We start from the raw sequence: 17393 nt of genomic DNA on the forward strand, positions 1-17393 counted from the left end.
CGACACTTTTCGAAATTAAAGGATACCCAGGAAGGAAAGAAGAATCGCAAGAACGAAGGTGGCCGCAATCAGCACAACCGGGCTCATTTGCTTCTTCTTCAGGAAGAAATACATCAGTAAAGTATAGGCGAAGGGCAGTATGTTCGGGAAAATTTTGTCAAGAAAATCCTCTTGAACGGATACCGTTTTTGAGGCGTTGACCACAATCTCCGGCAGAAGGGAAATGTGCACATAAGATGCAATCAGTCCGCCGATCACGGTGACGCCCAGAATGGTGGCGACCTTGGAGATGATTCCCGAATATTCCCTCAGCGTGTCGACAGCCTTCAGGCCCAGGTTGTAGCCGGCGTGCGTCCACGCGAGACGGAGAATAAAGATGGTCAGGTAAACCGCGAAAAACAGCAGCGGGCCGACGATGCTTCCGCTCATCGCCATGGAAGAGGTAATCCCCGCGATGATGGGCAGAAGGGTGAACCAGAAGATCGCGTCGCCGATACCGGCGAGCGGTGCGAACAGGGCGACCTTCAGGCCTTTGATGGTGCTTCTGTTTTCTTTGGCTTCTTCCAGGGAAATCAACAGGCCCATCAGGAAACCGACAAGGTTCGGGTGCGTGTTGATGAACTCAAGGTTATCCGTCATTGCTTCGGACAGGCCCTGCTTGTCGTTCTTGTAGATTTTCTTCAGACATTCCATCTGCGCCAGCAAAAAGCCGCCGCTCTGCATTCTTTCATAGTTGAAGCTGGCCTGCAGCAGGGAAGAGCGCCAACCGAGCTTGGTAATGTCTTTTCTGGTCAGTACTTTCTCAGGAGCCGTGTTTTTCTCAGATTCCTTCATTGCCGTCATCTCCCTCTCCTTCAGATGCAACACCGGTTGCAACCACAGTTTTTCTGTTGTTTCTTTCATTGTTAAACACAATCAGCGCCATGGCCACGCCGACGACGGCGACCGGCAGCAGATTGGAAAAAGGAATAAAGCTTGCGATGACAAAGCCTAAAATAAGGTATGGAACGAATTCGCCTTTCAGCATGACCTTCAGCAGCATGCCGAAGCCGACCGCCGGAAGGATGCCGCCCGCGATCTCAAAGCCGTGGGTCAGCCATTCGGGCATTGCCTTTACGAGGGCCTGCATCGCGTCCTGTGCGACATAGGCACAGAGGAAGACGACAACGCCGTAGGTAACGGCCACGATTCCCGTTGTGAGCATGTTCAGGCGGGTAAGGCTCCTGCCGTCCGCTTCTTCCGCGTATTTGTCGGCCCTCTTCATGAACAGTGAGAAGCTGGAGTAGTAGAACAGAATGATATACTGCATCAGGAAGCTGAACGGAAGGGCAAGCCCGATTGCCGTTGCGGGATCCTTCCCGGTGGTGTAGGCGATGACCGTGGTCATAACGCCGGCCAGAACAGGGTTCGGCGGCTGTGTGCCGCCGGCGGGCGTAAGACCCGCGAAGGCCAGCTCCGTCAGTCCGCCCGCCATAAGGCCCAGCGGAACGTTGCCTAAAATGATACCCGTCAGAGTACAGACGATGATTGGCCGGAAAATAAACAAAGCCTCAAGCCAGAAGTCAACGCCGACTATAATTGCCATAATAGCAAGCGCAATGCCTTGAGCTAAAGTAATTGCCATTAGTTTTTCCCCCTTTATTTTTGTTCCAGAAGTTTCGCCATACGGTAAAAGCTGCCGATAATGCCGGTGATGTTCCCCCTTTCCTCTCCAATGGATTTATTTCTTGGGTATGTGCTCTTTGATGTCGCCCGGGACATCCTGAATATAGAGATCTACATTCATCGCCTGAATCGCCTGCAAATCCTCCATGTCTTTGTCATTGACATAGACTTTTTTGCTCAGCTGACGCTTGCCGCTGGTAAAATGCATGTTTCCCACATTGACTTCCTTAATGGGCACGCCGCCTTCCAGCAGAGTACGCACAGCCGCCGGCGTTCTGCAAATAATGAAGATTTTCTGGCTGGGAGCCGCTTTGCCGATGATGTCGATGGTCTTTTGCAAAGTGAAGAAACGGATCCCTGCACTGGAAGATTCAGCAGTCATTGCCATAAGCTGCTGCTGTATTTCATCGTGAGCCACGTCGTCATCTGCGACTAAAAGCAGATTTGCACCCAGCGTCGCCGTCCAGGTGACCCCCACTTGGCCGTGGACCAGGCGGTTGTCGATTCTCGTCAACAGTATGTTTGGATTTCCCACTTAAAATCACCCCTCGTTCAGTTGTTTCAGATTTGTTAGATAAGTTTTAACATATCATGAACAGAAATACAACAATTATGACTTTTTTTCAACCAGTTCAAAAACAGGTCTCAAATTTCAATCGATACCACTGGTACAATAGGTCTTTTTATGATAGAATAGAACCATGGTTTTTATTTAAATTGACGATGGTTTATTTACTGTCGAAAAAGACGGGAAAGGAGTATATGCAATGCCGAATCTGCCGTTGTATCAGGAACTGCACGACCATATCCTGCAGTACATCAACAGCCACGAATACCCCGAAAACGGCCTGCTTCCGTCGGAGCGCGACATGTGCCAGATGTATAAAGTCAGTCGGTCGACCGTAAGGCAGGCGCTGGCTTTACTGGAAGAGGAGCACATGGTCTATACCATCCACGGCATCGGTACTTTTGTAAAGCCAAAGGTGTTTGAACAAAGCCTCTCCCAGTTTTATACCTTTACCGATGACCTGAAAAATAAGAATATCTCCTTTCACAGCCATGTCTTAAGCTATGAAACGATTACCCTCGGCCGAAGCCTTGCCCTGAAGCTCAGGGCGGAGAGAAGGGAAGCTTACCACAAGCTGGTGCGGCTTTGCTCGGCCCGCGACTATCCGCTGGTCATTGAAACCACCTATCTGCCGAAAAACCGGTTCGTGCATATCGATGTGGACGCGGTGGAAAGCCGGTCGCTTTATGATTACCTCAGCACCAAGTATGGGCTGAAGGTGGACCGCGCGACCGAAACCTTTATTCCCATCCTCCCGGACTCCGAACAGTGCGAGCTGCTGAAGATTTCCCCCAGAATCCCCTGCATTCTGCTGGAGCGCTTCAGCTATGAAGGGGATTGCCTGGTGGAATATACTTCCTCCGTGGTGCGGGGGGACAAATACGTTTTTAAAATTGAGCTGAATAACCGGAAGTAACTTTCGTCTTTTCGGCGGGTACGGCTGGCTTTGCTGTGCGCGAAGCCGGTGGAAGGCGAAAATTGAAAGGGAAAATCGTCCGGTTATAGTCTGCCAAAAAACTGCTAATTTTATAAATCCGCTTGACAATGACCCGCATATTACATATAATGATAGGGCTGCCCGATGATGCGGGCGCAGATTGACTGCCATTGACAGTGAAAGCTTTTAGCCGCATGGTGCGGGGGATTTCACCGTGCATATCGTCAGCGGCGAGGTGTAACTCAGCTTGGTAGAGTGCTTGGTTTGGGACCAAGATGCCGCTGGTTCGAGTCCAGTCACCTCGACCATAGAAAAAGGTCCGCAGGTGCGGGCCTTTTTCTATGGTAAAGCGATTGGTAAGCAGAAACAGCCGGTGCAGGTTAGGAGAAAAAGGACGGCAGCCTGCGCCCCGGGAAAGCCGGAGGGATTCGCGGTACGCGGGTTGAGCGTGCCAATACCCGAACCCTGTCACCTCGGCCAGAAATGGGACCCAGCTCATGGTGTTGGGCGCCATTTTTTCGTCGTAAGTGGTTGATTGGCGGAATCTGCCGGTACAGCCGGAAAAGACAGAAATTTCATCGAATTGCTTGACAAATAAACCGTAAGATGATATATTAGTCGAGTGCTGAAAATGCTGGCGTAGCTCAGTTGGTAGAGCAGCTGATTTGTAATCAGCAGGTCGGGGGTTCAAGTCCGTCTGCCAGCTCCAATTTTTACTCAGGTCTTAACCGGGCTTGAAGCCTAAGAGGGCATTTTGCGTTAAGAAAAGCTGCCGGTGGCAGGTTTTTAGCAAAATGTGGCGTAGCACCTATGGTGCAAGCCGTAAAAGCGCGAGCGAAGCGTGGCGGTTTTGTCCGTTTGCCAGCTCCATTTGCAAATAAGTGCAAACTTATCAATAGAATATGGGAGAGTTCCCGAGTGGCCAAAGGGGGCAGACTGTAAATCTGTTGCTTTATAGCTTCGATGGTCCGAATCCATCCTCTCCCACCAAAACCAAAAAAGACAAAAGTATATGCTTTTGTCTTTTTTGTGCTTGCAAATTATACTTAGCAAGTTTTTTCTTCTTAAAAATGATATAAGAAAAGCACCTCCGAAGAGGCGCTAGACGGATGTAAAATGTCATTATAATTTTTGCAACTGGGTTTTATACAAAGTTCATGGCACTTTATGCACTGCAGATTATGCTTATACCATGTGTACGGGGTTAGCTCTCGTACAAATCTCCACTGTTTTCCTTATTTAGTGTACCGTCGAGTTCAATCATCAAAAATTTCGTCAAAGCTCTAACAACAGGCCTATGTCTCGTCCCTTTTGGAACAATGATCAATTCACCTTCATCCACTTTTATTAATCCTTCATCAACTTCCAGGTGAAAACTCCCTTTGATAACATAAAATAATTCATCAGAATTTTCATGAATATGAAAATCCAAAGTGCGGTTTTCTACATTTACAACGCTGAGATTGTGACCGTTTAACCGCCCTATTTTTTCGTATACATACAATTTATCAACAGCATCTACCGCTGATTTGAGATTCACTTTTTTTAGCATAATTATCCTCCACTAAATAAAAGGGTTACACTCCCATTGTATTTCATAAACATTAGGGCAACTTAAAAGGAAGGGAGACACATTGTGCTCCTAATCGAAATCCATCATACATACAATCACGACATCGTACAAACCAAGAGCGATAACCGGCGAAAGCAAGGTGCACCCTTTGACTTTTTCCAATTTTATATGTGATGTTATCAGCGACTTAAAATAAGTATAGCAAAGCTATACATCTATATCAATAGATGTTCTGAAGAATAATAGCAATTATTTTAACGATATAAATTTCTTACTCCGGTATTTAAAAGCACTGCTTGGGATTTAAGCCCAAGCAGTGCTTTGTCAAAATGAAGTCTTTTTCACCTTAATTTTATAATGATTGCTTTGTAATGGCTTTCTTTGTCACCTCGACAATATGGCCGGCGTTCAGGCCAAACTCGTCCAGCAGGTCGACCGCCGGGCCGGAATGGCCGTAGACGTCGTTCACACCGATCTTGATCACCGGAACGGGGAACGCTTCGCAGACAGCGCCGCACACCGCGTCGCCCAGTCCGCCGATGACGTTGTGCTCCTCGACGGTGATGATTTTCCCGGTCTCCTTCGCGGCCTTGACAATCAGCTCGCGGTCAAGCGGCTTGATCGTATGGATGTTGATGAGCCGTGCGTCGATGCCCTGCTCCTCCAGTGTTTTGACCGCTTTCAGCGCACGGGAAACCATCAGGCCGGTGGCCACGATGGTGATATCCCTGCCGCCGCGCAGGGTGACGCCCTTGCCCAGCTCAAACCGGTAGTCGTCGGCGTTGTTGAAGCTCTCCACCGCCAGCCTGCCGAGGCGGAGATAGACCGGGCCGTGATGCTCGATCGCCGCTTTGACGGCGGCCTTCATTTCATAATGATCAGCCGGATTGAGCACGACCATACCGGGGATCGTCCGCATCAGCGCGATATCCTCGTTGCACTGATGGGTCGCACCGTCCTCGCCGACGGAAATGCCCGCGTGCGAACCGACGATTTTGACGTTCAATTTCGGGTATCCGACGGAATTGCGCACCTGCTCAAAGGCGCGACCCGCCGAAAACATCGCAAAGGAAGTGGCGAACGGGATCTTCCCGCAGGTTGCGAGGCCCGCGGCCACGCCCACCATGTTGCACTCCGAAATGCCGCAGTCGATAAAGCGGTCCGGACAGGCTTTTTTGAATACACCCGTCTTCGTTGCTGCGGCAAGGTCGGCGTCCAGCACAACCACCTGCGGATATTTTTCAGACAGCTCCGCCAACGCTTCGCCGTAGCTTTCTCTTGTTGCCTTTTTTACCATTTCAGCCATTTATTCCGCCTCCAATCCGGACAGTACCCTGTTCAGGTCCTGCATTGCCGTTTCATACTGTTCCGCGTTCGGGGCGGTGCCGTGCCAGCCCACCTGATTTTCCATAAAGGACACGTCTTTTCCTTTGACGGTCTTTGCAATAATCGCGCTCGGCCTGCCTTTTACGGTCCTTGCGTGATGGAACGCGGCTTCTATTTCGTCAAAATCGTGTCCGTTGATGACCTGAACGTCAAAGCCAAAGGAACGGAATTTTTCATCGATCGGCTCCGGTCCGCCAACCTCGGCGACGGAACCGTCGATCTGCAGTCCGTTGTTGTCCACAATCAGGCAGAGGTTGTCCAGCTTGTGGTGGGCCGCAAACATGGCCGCTTCCCAGACCTGGCCCTCTTCGATTTCGCCGTCTCCCAGAATGGAGTACACGCGGTAGTCCTTATGATCCATTTTCCCGGCGGCGGCCATGCCGCAGGCGGCGGAAACGCCCTGCCCGAGCGATCCGGTGCTCATATCGACACCGGGGGTCCCCTTCATATCCGGATGTCCCTGAAGCATGGCGCCGATATGGCGCAGCTTCTTCATTTCCTCCATCGGGAAATAGCCCCTCAGAGCCAGGGTCGCGTACAGTCCCGGGGCGCAGTGCCCCTTGGAAAGCACAAAGCGGTCCCTGTTTTCCTCTTTCGGATTTTTGGGGTCGATTTTCATTTCCTTAAAATACAGGTAGGTGAAAAGGTCGGCCGCCGAAAGGCTTCCGCCCGGATGCCCCGATTTCGCGTTGTATACGCCCTCGATCACTCCCATTCTCACTTTGCACGCCAGTTTCTGCAATTGATTTTTTTCCGTTTTGTTCATACTTGGCACTCCTATCACTGTTGACCGCTGAATTCTACAAAATTTCCAAATTTCAAAAACTTTTCATAAGTTTTTGCATAGGCGGCAACATATTCTTCACGGGGGTAATAGTCCGTTATGTAGTCTTCGCAAATATGGACCTGTGCTTCCGGAATTGAGGAATAAATTCCGGCGGCAACCGATGCATAGATGGCTGCGCCACGTGCGCAGGCCTGAGTTGCTGCGGAAATGTGAATCGGACGGTTAAGAACATCTGCCATCAACTGCATGGAATAAGAAGATTTGCGGGCAATGCCGCCGACCGCAATGATTTCTTTAATTTCTATTCCTGCCGATACCAAGCTGTCGAAAATAGTTTTGGAACCAAAACATGCCGCCATTGATAAAGCTTCAAAAATATCGGGAGCTTCCGTACCAAGCTTCAACCCGTATATACCACTTTGCAGTGTTTCATTAATATTTGGATATCTTCTTCCGTTGAACCAGTCCAAAGCTACGATATTGGATACTTTAGGGACGGAATGTATATTTTTCTCAAGCGTGGAAATCATTTTTTCCTGAAGTTCTTCTGTTAATTTTTCTTTTTGTTCGTCCGTGATAAGGGAAGTATGGTTTAAAATATTATGTGTTGGCCACATCAACGTTTTGCGAAGCCACGCAAAAATGTCGCCGAATGCCGCTTGACTGGCCTCAATCCCTACATAGCCCGGTATGATGGAGTCTTCTGCCTGTCCGCAAAGCTGCTTTAAATTTTTGCCTTTTAAATTATCGTATTTTTCAATCAGCATATCGACTGTGGAGGTACCCACAACTTTTACAAGGGTAGTTGGTTTGATCCCTGCGCCAACCGCACCGGCATGCGCGTCAAAGGAACTTCCGCCGACAACAGCTTTTTCACTGATTCCCAACTTGTCGGCCCATTCTTCTGATATTGGCCCGAGACAGGTTCCCGCATTTTGCGGGCCGCTGCCGTAACGCCTTGCAACAACTCCCAGATAAGGATCGATGCTGCTCAGGCAATCTGTCGAGGGCAGCCCGTTAAATTCGCTGTTCCAAAGTGCCTTGTGACCGGCAGCGCAGGAACAGCGGTACATCGTCAGGGGGTCTGTGTGATGGGTAAGAACGGCCGGAATCCAGTCGCTGTGCTCCACCCAGGACCAGGCTGCTTCTTTCACACGCGGATCAACACGCGAAGTGTGAAGTATTTTGGCCCACCACCATTCGGAACTGTAGGTGCCTTGAAATTTGAGATAATCAATTCCGTTGAAATTGGACAATCTATCATTAATTTCCTGAGCTTCTTTTATAGCGGTATGGTCCTTCCATAAATGAAACATTGCGTTGGGGTTTTCATGGAATTCATCCAAAAGAGCTAAGGGAATCCCCTCTCTGTTTACCGGACAGGGAGTTGACCCCGTTGTATCAACGGAGATGGCGTAGACGTGTTCGCCTGCGTTTGGTCCACATTCAAGAACGGCCTGTTTAACACATTTTTCAAAAGATTCCAGATAATCCAGCGGGTGCTGCCTGAATTGATAATTTTCCGGTTCGCAATATTTTCCTTCCGCCCACCTTGGATATGCGCATACAGCTTCCCCTTTAGTTTCACCCGTTATAGCGTTTACGACTATTGCGCGAACAGAGTCACTTCCAAAATCTGCACCAATCACCAATTTGGTCTCCATGAAAAAGTCCTCCTTATATTATACGGTTGAATATTTGAAATAATAATTCAACCAATATGATGTCTGGCTAAAAACTCACTTTTCACATTAAATATAATCTACAGAAAGGAGCTTGTCAAGCAAATTATGAATTAAATATTCACTATAACCTCAAAAAATCAACTAAAAAGAATAGAAAAATATTAATTTTTTAAAAACTATTGACATTCTTAGCAAATAAAGATATTATAACTGCATACGAATGAAATATTCATTCACGACGAATTTCAGAGAAAGATTTGCAATCAGACTCCGAATAAGTTTGATAAGGGGGCGATCGGCATAGATAATATTAGCGTCGAAAATATCGGAACTTTGGTATTGGTAAAAAACATGCAGCATAAGCTAACATCTCAGCAGAAAAAAGTGGCGATGTATGTAATTGCAAATCCTGCAAAAACGCTGGATTTGACGGCGGCGCAGCTGGCAGAGGAAATCTCGGTCAGCGAAGCAAGTGTTGTTCGTTTTTCAAAAGAAATTGGCTTTAAAGGATACTATGAGTTTAAGATCCATCTGGCAAAAGATCTTGGCGCGGATAATGAACAGCCGGTTCCTGAAAGCATACTGAGGACGGACAGTTCTATGGATGTGTTTCAAAAAATTATGGCTTCTGAACAGGAGGATTTGAAGTACACTACTGAAATGCTGAATAAGGATGACTTCATTAAAGCGGTGGACATGATCAATCAAGCGGAAAAGATCGCCTTTTTCGGGATAGGAAGTTCGTATGTGGTCGCTTATGATGCTTTTTGGCACTTTTCCAATATCGGAAAAAAGGCTCAGGTGGAGCAGGATCAGGGCGCTCAGATGTTATTGGCACAGTCGCTGGGAAAAAACGATTTGGCGGTTGCCATTTCCCTGTCGGGAGAGTCAAAGATTACCAATTTAAATGTGAAGATTGCACATTCCAACGGCGTACCGGTTATCAGTTTAACCCAGAACTCAAAATCTGAAATTGCACTTTTCAGCGATTGTGTTCTATTGACATACAGCAAAAATTATCAGACACACGATTTGGCAACTGCGTCCAGAATCGCGCAGCTCGCAATTTTAGATGCTCTCTGTACCGGAGTAGCGGTTAAAAACTGGGACTATGCATTGGAATATCATCACAATATTTCCAAATTGATCCGGTCCCAGCAATTTTAATATGTTTTTAATGCAAGAAAGGAAGAGAAGATGAGAAAAATTAAGGCACAGGAGTTAAGTGTGGCAGCCTTTGCTCCATTTGGATCCTATGTGAGTGTTACGGATCCAAAGACAAACAATTTAGGGGAAGGACCGTGTACATTTTACCGTGACCCGGTTTCCATGCATGTTTCTCCGAGCATGGAGCTGACTTTTTCCATTCTTAAAGTACAAAAGCCAGAAAAAATTATTGTTAAGGCAAGTGAATATCACAATTTTACCGCAGAGGCCTGGATGCCGGTAAACGACGATGCAATTCTTTATGTTGCTCCCGCAAGTAACCTCAAACCGGTTCCGGAGGAAACAGTTGCTTTTTATGTCCCTCAGGGAACACTGGTGAAAATGAATACCGGTGTTTGGCACTATGCACCTGTTCCTGTACATAAGGAATTTGTAAATCATCTGATCGTTTTGCCGGAAAGAACATATGCGAACGACTGCCATGAAGTACAGTACGACGAGGCGGATTGGATTGAAATTGAGGTATAGTCAATCATTTTAATATCATTGTATAGGAGAGTAAAAAATGAGTATTCAGGAACTTTTTAGTTTAAAAGATAGAGTAACAATCATTACAGGCGGAGGGCAGGGCCTTGGCAAAGAGATGGCTCTGGCGCTTGCAGACGCAGGGTCCAATATTGTTATTGCACAAAGGAATATGAAAACGGCGGACCAGGCCAAAGCTGAAATTGAGGCGCTGGGAGTAAAATGCCTAACGGTTAAAATGGACGTTACAAAACCGGACGAGGTTAACGCCATGGTCGATGCAGTTCTGAAGGAATTTGGAAAAATTGATGTGCTTTTCAATAATTCAGGTGTCTGTATTCTGGGTGATGCGGAAAGCATGCCGTTGGATGATTGGAATACGGTTATCAATACGAATTTGAATGGCTGTTTTATTGTTTCTCAGGCGGTAGGAAAAGTCATGCTGAAGCAGGGTAAAGGAAACATTATCAATGTTGCCTCTATGTCCGGCATGATTGTCAACACACCGCAAAATCAATGTTCTTACAATGCCTCCAAGGGCGGTATTATTATGCTGACCAAGAGCATGGCAACAGAATGGGCGCAGAAGGGAGTCCGGGTCAATGCGCTTTGCCCGGGTTATATGCGTACAGAAATGAGTGAGGAACATTATCGGAGCAAAGATCCTATGATTGACAGATGGTTCAGCATGACGCCGATGGGCAGATCCGGTGTGCCGTCTGAGCTGCGCGGTATTGCGGTATACCTTGCTTCAGACGCCTCCAGTTATGCTACGGGTTCCACCTATCTGGTGGATGGCGGTTATACAGCCTGGTAATCTATTTTCAACTTTCGTTGCAGGGAGGACCATAGTAATGTTGCTGATGGGCATAGACATTGGAACCACGAATTGCAAATTACACATTTATGACCAAAATGGAGATTATGTTGACGGGGCAAAATTCAGTATGGTTAGCAATGCAGAAGATTATGATTCGGATTTTGTATGGAATAATCTGAAGAATTGCATTAAAAAACTTGCGACAAATAGAAACCAGGGACAGCAAATTGCCGGAATCGGTATCAGCAGTCAGGGCGAGTCCGGATTGCTGATAGATAAAAATCGTGTTCCTTTGACCCGCGTAATCCCTTGGTACCACACGGGCTCGCAGGAAATCGTAGAAAAAGACAAAGAAAAACTCGACAGTACTGAAATTTATCATATTACAGGACTGGATCCTCATTATATTTTCAGCCTGCAAAAAATCAGGTGGCTGAAGAAGCACCATTTTTCTGAATATCAAAACGCATTCAAGTGGCATTGCCTAAATGACTACATTGGATTAATGCTCACGGGTCAGGACAGAATGGAGTATTCGTCGGCGTCGCGCACCATGGCGTTAGACATCGCAGGGCGTCGGTGGTCCGACAGAATATTTGAGCTTACAGGCATAAAAAAATCACTTATGCCGGATTTAATCGAATCAGGTTCCGTATTGGGAAAAATCACTTCGTCAGTAGCTCGGGAGCTGAATATTAATTCGGAAGCGGTTGTTACTCTTGCGGGTTTTGACCATATGGTAGGCTGTTTTGGAGTGGGGGCAAGCTGTCCGGGCACAGTGGTGGCTTCAATGGGAACGACGGAATCTGTCTGCATGATAGAGGGATCTGTAGAGCTTGGTCAGTCTTTTAACGGGTACCTGTGGGGTGATAATGTAATTAAAGACAAGTTCTATAAAATAGGCGGAATTCCATGCGGCGGCCGTACGATTGACTGGGCGATTGAGAATATATTAAACGCGGATGTCTGTGAGGATACTTATCGTTTATATTCAAAGAAGTGCGGAGAGAGCTCTACCGGCAGCGGAGGAGTTGTCTTTCTGCCTCACCTTAACGGCTGTTATACGCCTGAAATGAACAGCGATGCCAAAGCAATGTTTACAGGAATTACACTGAATACCTCAACAGCGGATTTGCTCAGAGCTGTGATCGAGGGACTTTGCTATGAATTCAGAGTGGTCCTGGAGCAGGGCAAAAAAAGCGGGATTGATGATATTCTGGCAATCGGCGGAGGAACAGCAAACCATTTTTGGCTGCAGTGCAAAGCCGATGTTCTAAATATTCCGATAAGAACAGTGGAGGTAAAAGAAGCGGTTACTTTCGGTGCCGCACTTTTAGCAGGACATGCTGCCGGTATTTACTCTGAAAATCAAAATATTCAAGTGAAAACGGAGAAGACTTTTTACCCCGATCCAGAAGCTCACGCGGTTTATGAAAAGATCTATCAAAAAGTGTATAAGCAACTCTATGCTACAAATATACAAATTACGTCAGAATTAGATAAGATATTAAAGAAAGGAGGATAAAATCATTGGGCTTAGTTACAATGAATGCAGTACTGGAAAAAGCAAAAAAAGGGAATTATGCCGTTCCCGCCTTCAATGTTTGTAATCTTGAGTTTATAAAAACCGTTATTGAAACAGCTGAAAAAATGAATTCTCCTGTTATTGTAGCAACACATCCCGTAGAGATTGAGTATGCGGGCATAGAAAGAATCAGCTCTATGGTTCAGTCTTTTGCCAAAAAGGCACATATCCCGGTGGTACTCCATCTGGATCATGGAGATACGTACGAAAGAACGGTAGACTGCATTGAACATGGGTACACCTCTGTTATGTTTGACGGCTCTGGGTTTCCATATGAGGAAAATATAAAGCGGACGCAGCAGGTTGTGAAAACGGCGCATGCACAGAATGTCAGCGTGGAAGCGGAGCTGGGACTGATCGGGGGAAATGAAGGAGATGCTTTCAACAAAGCGGGGGGACTCAGCAGGGATAACCTGACGAACCCGGAACAGGCAGCGGATTTTGTTTTGAAAACCAATGTCGATTCTCTTGCGGTAGCAATTGGTTCGGCACATGGATTTTATAAAGGAGTTCCGCAGATCGATGTTGGAAGGCTTTCCCAGATCCGCAGCAGGGTTTCCATCCCGCTGGTTTTGCACGGAGGCTCCGGCATTCCGGACAAAATTATCCGTGATTGTGTGAAACACGGCATCAGTAAACTGAATATTGCTACAGAACTAAAGTATGCGTATTACCTCGGTATTTTAAAGTCTATCAAAGAAAGTCCGGATGAATTTGATCCGAGAAGCGTGTTTGCTGTTGCAATGAAAAGCGCGGAGGACTTGGTCAGGCAAAAAATTGACCTGGTTGGTTCCGGGGACAAAGCGTAAACTGAGAATTATATATTGACTATATAATTATTTATTATTTGGAGGAGTTTTAAAATGAAAAAGTTTTTATCGATTGTTTTGGCATTAGCAATGACAGCAGCTCTTTTTGCTGGCTGCTCAGCGACCGATTCCCCGTCGGCTGCAGCAGGTTCAGAAGCGACATCACAGGCTGAAGCAGGAAGTGAAGCGGCTAAAACAGTTAAGATCGGTGTTTCTGTTGCAAATTTGGCTAATTCCTTCTATCTGGAAATTAAAGAAGGCCTTGAAAGTTCGCTTAATAAAGGCGATCAGTTGAGTATAACCGATGCAAATTTGGACAGCGCGAAGCAGATTAATGACATTGAAGACATGGTACAGCAAAAGATGGACATCATCTTAGTCGACCCTGTTGATTCAAAGGGAATTAAATCCGCTTTGGATTCCTGTGCAAAAGCGAATATTCCGGTTATCGCTTTCAATTCTCCAGTAGACGATGTTGACTTAGTGAAATCTACGGTTGCTTCCGATAACTACATGGCGGGCGAGCTGATAGCGGAGGCACTTGCAAAAGCAATCAATGAAAAAGGTAATATTGCCATGTACAACTACAGTGTGGTTAAGGTCTGCAAAGACAGAGGAGACGGATTTGAAGCCGGAATTTCCAAATATCCGAACATAAAGATTGTAAACAAGCAGGAAGGCAAACCGGCAACGGACGCTTCTCTTCCCGTTATGGAAAATATTCTGCAGGCCAACCCCGACATTGTTGGAGTGTTCGCATTAAACGATCCTGCCGCAATTGGCTGCATTGCCGCCATTGAAAGCGCCGGAAAAATTAATCAGATTAAAGTCGTTGGTGTTGACGGTTCCAAGGACGGCAGAAATATGATTACCAATGGCAAAATGCTTGCTTCCGCAGCGCAGTTCCCCAAGCAGATCGGTTCTGTCAGCATCGAAACCGCATATAAGATTTTGGCCGGTGAAAAGGTGGAAGCCGATATAAAAATCCCGGTTGAGCTGGTTGATAAATCGAATGCCGCAAGCTAATTAAAAACGATTCAAAACGGGCAGGTAAATAACGCAAGATGATTATCTGCCCGTTTTACTTTTAAAATTTCAATTTCTGACTCACAAAGGGGCGTAAATGATGGATGAGTATATTCTTCAAATGGAAAATATCAATAAAGCTTTTCCTGGAGTAAGAGTTTTGCATGATGTGAGTTTTTCCGTAAAACAGGGAGAAGTGCATGCCCTTATGGGAGAGAACGGCGCGGGAAAATCAACGCTGATGAAAATACTGGGCGGAATTTACAGCATGGATTCCGGAAAAATCAAAGTGAACGGGGAAGATGCCCTGATCAGCTGCGTGGCGGATGCACAAAAATACGGCATCAGTTTAATACATCAGGAGATTTGCTTAGCTAACAACCTCTCTATCGCGGAAAATATTTTTATGGGCAGAGAAATTACGGGAAAAGTAAAAGGCTTCTTGGACTTTAAAACGATGGTTTTAGAAGCGCAGAAAATTTTGGATTCTCTGAATATGAAAATTGATGCAAGAACACATGTCGGAAGACTGAGCATTGCTCAGCAGCAAATGGTCGAGATTTGCAGAGCGCTTTCCACAAATGCAAGAATCATTGTTATGGATGAGCCTACCGCATCTCTGAGTAATACGGAGATTGAAAATCTATTTCTACAAATTCAGAAATTAAAAGCAGCAAATGTTGCAATTATATATATTTCTCACCGAATGGATGAAATATTTAAGATTGCAGACACCATTACCGTTTTAAGGGACGGTGAGCGTGTAGGCAGTATGACTACGCAAGAGCTGAGTCCCGATACGCTGATTAAAATGATGGTTGGCAGAGGACTGAAAGAGGTGTTCCAAAAAGTCAAGCTTAATATTGGTGAGGATCTGTTGAGGGTTGAAGGGTTCAACAATCAGTATTTAAAAAATGTTCATTTGAACTTGAGAAAAGGTGAAATCCTCGGAATTTCGGGATTGGTCGGAGCGGGAAGAACAGAGCTCGCCCGTGCCATTTTTGGGATTGACCCGCTGGATTCAGGAAAAATCTTCATCGACGGCAAAGAAGTAAAAATTAGATGTCCGCAGGATGCGATTCAGCACGGGATTGCGCTTGTTCCTGAAAGCAGAAAAGAAGACGGCCTGTTTTTAAATCAGACGGTATCATTTAACACGACAATATCAATTTTAGAGAAGTTTATCCGGTTTATCCATACGGATCATAAAAAGGAAAATGAAATTCTTGATAATTATATCAATACTTTTTCGATAAAGATGTCAAGCAGGAATCAGCTGGCTCTGGAATTAAGCGGCGGAAACCAGCAAAAAATCGTTATCTCCAAGTGGCTTGCCACGGAGCCTAAAATCTTAATTCTTGATGAACCTACCAGAGGAATCGATGTAGGGGCCAAAGCGGAAATTTATCAGATGATGTATCAGATTGCACAGTACGGGGTATCCATTATTTTAATATCTTCGGAACTGCCGGAAATTATCAATTTGAGCAGCCGTGTCGCCGTCATGCATGAGGGTGAATTAGTCAAAATCATTGATGTGGAAACTGAAGAAATTTCTCAGGAAAAAATTATGTATTACGCCGCAGGAGGATGGAATAATGAAAATAGCAAATAAATTGGCCCTGTCTGATAAGTCCTCGAATCCAGTTATCAACTACCTGAAAGATAACGCGGGAACGTTAATCGGATTGGCAGGGTTAACGCTGGTGCTTTCTGTTACAACCACAATGTTTCTGGCCCCGGATAATCTATTCAATATTTTGCGGCAGGTATGTACGAATGCTACGCTTGCTTTTGGCATGACATTCGTATTAATTATCGGAGGAATCGATTTATCCGTCGGTTCTGTTTTAGCGGCGAGCGGCGTTACCGTTGTAATTCTTCTTGAACGGGGGATGCCGTGTATCCCCGCAATTTTAATCGGCGTTTTAATGGGCGCCGTGTTCGGACTGATTAATGGATTGATTATTGCTTACACAAACATGCCGCCGTTTATTGTTACCCTTGCAACACAGATGGGAATCAGGGGCATATCCTACATAATCACTTCGGGAAGATCGGTTGCCAGCACGGATCCCCAGTTTAATGCGATAGGGAACGGATATATAGGCCCTGTGCCGATTCCGGTTTTGATGGTTGCGATCCTCATCGTTCTTTCCTCCATTATTCTGAATAAAACACGGTTTGGAAGAAGGATGTATGCTACCGGCGGAAATGTGGAAGCTGCCGTCTATTCTGGAATTAAAGTGAAAACAGTTCAGATATGGGTTTATACCATCTGCGGCATTTTGGCATCCATAGGCGGTATTGTACTGGCATCCAGAATGTATTCCGGTCAGCCGACCGCAGGAAATGCATATGAGGGAGATGCGATTGCCGCGGCCGTTCTTGGTGGGACCAGCTTTAACGGCGGTATTGGAACGATTGGCGGGACACTGATTGGTGCGCTTATTATTGGCGTTTTAAATAACGGTTTAAATCTGCTTAAGGTATCGTTTTACTGGCAGCTTGTCATTAAGGGTATCGTTATTTTAGCGGCAGTATATATTGATATCTTAAAAAAGAAAAAAAATAAATAATGTCATGTTCTTTTAGACAATATTCATATTCTGATTTAACGAGTTGGCAGTAGCGTAAGAGTGCCGGGCTTTATATATTTTTTCTTGGGTATAATATATCTCACCGCTTTTGCTGATTGATATTAAATCAATTTCATTTCATAAGGAAGGCGGGGCAGCTTATCGCTGCCCCGCCTTTTCGTTTATCGATATTTGCTCACTTCAGCAAACTTCTCAGCCATATCCGTCCTCTCCCACCCCAAAAAACAGACAAGCAGACAAGCCTTTAAGTCTTGCCTGCT

General features: G+C 45.9%; 16 protein-coding genes and 3 tRNA genes. 12 read left to right on the forward strand and 7 right to left on the reverse strand.

Annotated elements, in window-relative coordinates; all coding sequences use genetic code 11:
* Positions 1-15: 15 nt before the first annotated feature.
* The 3 genes from agaD to agaB all read right to left on the reverse strand — a co-directional run bounded on the left by agaD (position 16) and on the right by agaB (position 2200).
* The gene (gene agaD, locus ACRQV7_RS02030) at positions 16-834 is read right to left on the reverse strand and encodes a PTS galactosamine transporter subunit IID (protein ID WP_444659239.1); all 819 of its coding nucleotides are present in this window, start codon (positions 832-834) and stop codon (positions 16-18) included.
* Positions 821-1624: a PTS galactosamine transporter subunit IIC gene (gene agaC, locus ACRQV7_RS02035; protein ID WP_444659240.1), complete on the reverse strand. Its 804-nt coding sequence runs from the start codon at positions 1622-1624 to the stop codon at positions 821-823. The genes agaD and agaC overlap by 14 nt, the downstream gene beginning before the upstream one ends.
* 96 nt (positions 1625-1720) lie before the next feature.
* Complete coding sequence (agaB, locus tag ACRQV7_RS02040; RefSeq protein ID WP_038321955.1) at positions 1721-2200, reverse strand: PTS galactosamine transporter subunit IIB; 480 nt, start codon at positions 2198-2200, stop codon at positions 1721-1723.
* A 232-nt stretch (positions 2201-2432) separates the two neighbouring features.
* On the opposite strand from agaB, the gene ACRQV7_RS02045 reads away from it, so the two are divergent.
* The 4 genes from ACRQV7_RS02045 (at position 2433) to ACRQV7_RS02060 (ending at position 4160) form a co-directional block, all read left to right on the forward strand.
* Entirely contained in the window at positions 2433-3149 is a 717-nt protein-coding gene (locus ACRQV7_RS02045; protein ID WP_275717900.1) for a GntR family transcriptional regulator, read from the forward strand.
* Between the two features lie 252 nt (positions 3150-3401).
* Positions 3402-3478 (forward strand) — tRNA-Pro (locus ACRQV7_RS02050).
* A gap of 325 nt (positions 3479-3803) precedes the next feature.
* Positions 3804-3879 (forward strand) — tRNA-Thr (locus ACRQV7_RS02055).
* A 195-nt stretch (positions 3880-4074) separates the two neighbouring features.
* A tRNA-Tyr gene (locus tag ACRQV7_RS02060) sits at positions 4075-4160 on the forward strand.
* A gap of 214 nt (positions 4161-4374) precedes the next feature.
* Here ACRQV7_RS02060 and ACRQV7_RS02065 read toward each other — a convergent pair.
* The 4 genes from ACRQV7_RS02065 to ACRQV7_RS02080 all read right to left on the reverse strand — a co-directional run bounded on the left by ACRQV7_RS02065 (position 4375) and on the right by ACRQV7_RS02080 (position 8580).
* Complete coding sequence (locus ACRQV7_RS02065; RefSeq protein WP_444659241.1) at positions 4375-4722, reverse strand: cupin domain-containing protein; 348 nt, start codon at positions 4720-4722, stop codon at positions 4375-4377.
* Positions 4723-5095: 373 nt separating this feature from the next.
* On the reverse strand, positions 5096-6049 hold the full coding sequence (locus ACRQV7_RS02070) for a transketolase family protein (RefSeq protein WP_444659242.1): 954 nt from the start codon (positions 6047-6049) through the stop codon (positions 5096-5098).
* Positions 6050-6895: a transketolase gene (locus ACRQV7_RS02075; RefSeq protein ID WP_444659243.1), complete on the reverse strand. Its 846-nt coding sequence runs from the start codon at positions 6893-6895 to the stop codon at positions 6050-6052.
* Positions 6896-6909: 14 nt separating this feature from the next.
* Positions 6910-8580, reverse strand: coding sequence for a ribulokinase (locus tag ACRQV7_RS02080; protein WP_444659244.1), 1671 nt, complete (start codon positions 8578-8580; stop codon positions 6910-6912).
* A 360-nt stretch (positions 8581-8940) separates the two neighbouring features.
* Between ACRQV7_RS02080 and ACRQV7_RS02085 the strand changes: the two genes are divergently transcribed.
* From ACRQV7_RS02085 to ACRQV7_RS02120, 8 genes are all read left to right on the forward strand, one after another.
* Positions 8941-9768: a MurR/RpiR family transcriptional regulator gene (locus ACRQV7_RS02085; RefSeq protein ID WP_444659245.1), complete on the forward strand. Its 828-nt coding sequence runs from the start codon at positions 8941-8943 to the stop codon at positions 9766-9768.
* Between the two features lie 30 nt (positions 9769-9798).
* On the forward strand, positions 9799-10296 hold the full coding sequence (locus ACRQV7_RS02090) for an ureidoglycolate lyase (protein ID WP_275718004.1): 498 nt from the start codon (positions 9799-9801) through the stop codon (positions 10294-10296).
* Positions 10297-10333: 37 nt separating this feature from the next.
* Positions 10334-11110, forward strand: a complete 777-nt coding sequence (locus ACRQV7_RS02095) for an SDR family NAD(P)-dependent oxidoreductase (protein WP_444659246.1) — start codon at positions 10334-10336, stop codon at positions 11108-11110.
* A gap of 37 nt (positions 11111-11147) precedes the next feature.
* Positions 11148-12638 carry an FGGY-family carbohydrate kinase gene (locus ACRQV7_RS02100; protein WP_444659247.1) on the forward strand — a complete coding sequence of 497 codons (1491 nt, stop codon included), beginning with the start codon at positions 11148-11150 and terminating at the stop codon, positions 12636-12638.
* Between the two features lie 5 nt (positions 12639-12643).
* Positions 12644-13507 carry a class II fructose-bisphosphate aldolase gene (locus ACRQV7_RS02105; protein WP_444659248.1) on the forward strand — a complete coding sequence of 288 codons (864 nt, stop codon included), beginning with the start codon at positions 12644-12646 and terminating at the stop codon, positions 13505-13507.
* Between the two features lie 54 nt (positions 13508-13561).
* Positions 13562-14533, forward strand: a complete 972-nt coding sequence (locus ACRQV7_RS02110) for a sugar ABC transporter substrate-binding protein (RefSeq protein WP_444659249.1) — start codon at positions 13562-13564, stop codon at positions 14531-14533.
* Between the two features lie 97 nt (positions 14534-14630).
* Entirely contained in the window at positions 14631-16148 is a 1518-nt protein-coding gene (locus ACRQV7_RS02115; protein ID WP_444659250.1) for a sugar ABC transporter ATP-binding protein, read from the forward strand.
* On the forward strand, positions 16132-17112 hold the full coding sequence (locus ACRQV7_RS02120) for an ABC transporter permease (protein ID WP_275717998.1): 981 nt from the start codon (positions 16132-16134) through the stop codon (positions 17110-17112). The genes ACRQV7_RS02115 and ACRQV7_RS02120 overlap by 17 nt, the downstream gene beginning before the upstream one ends.
* Positions 17113-17393: the final 281 nt, after the last annotated feature.

Origin of the sequence: Caproiciproducens lactatisolvens, assembly GCF_052443335.1 — a bacterium.
GTDB lineage: Bacteria > Bacillota > Clostridia > Oscillospirales > Acutalibacteraceae > Caproiciproducens.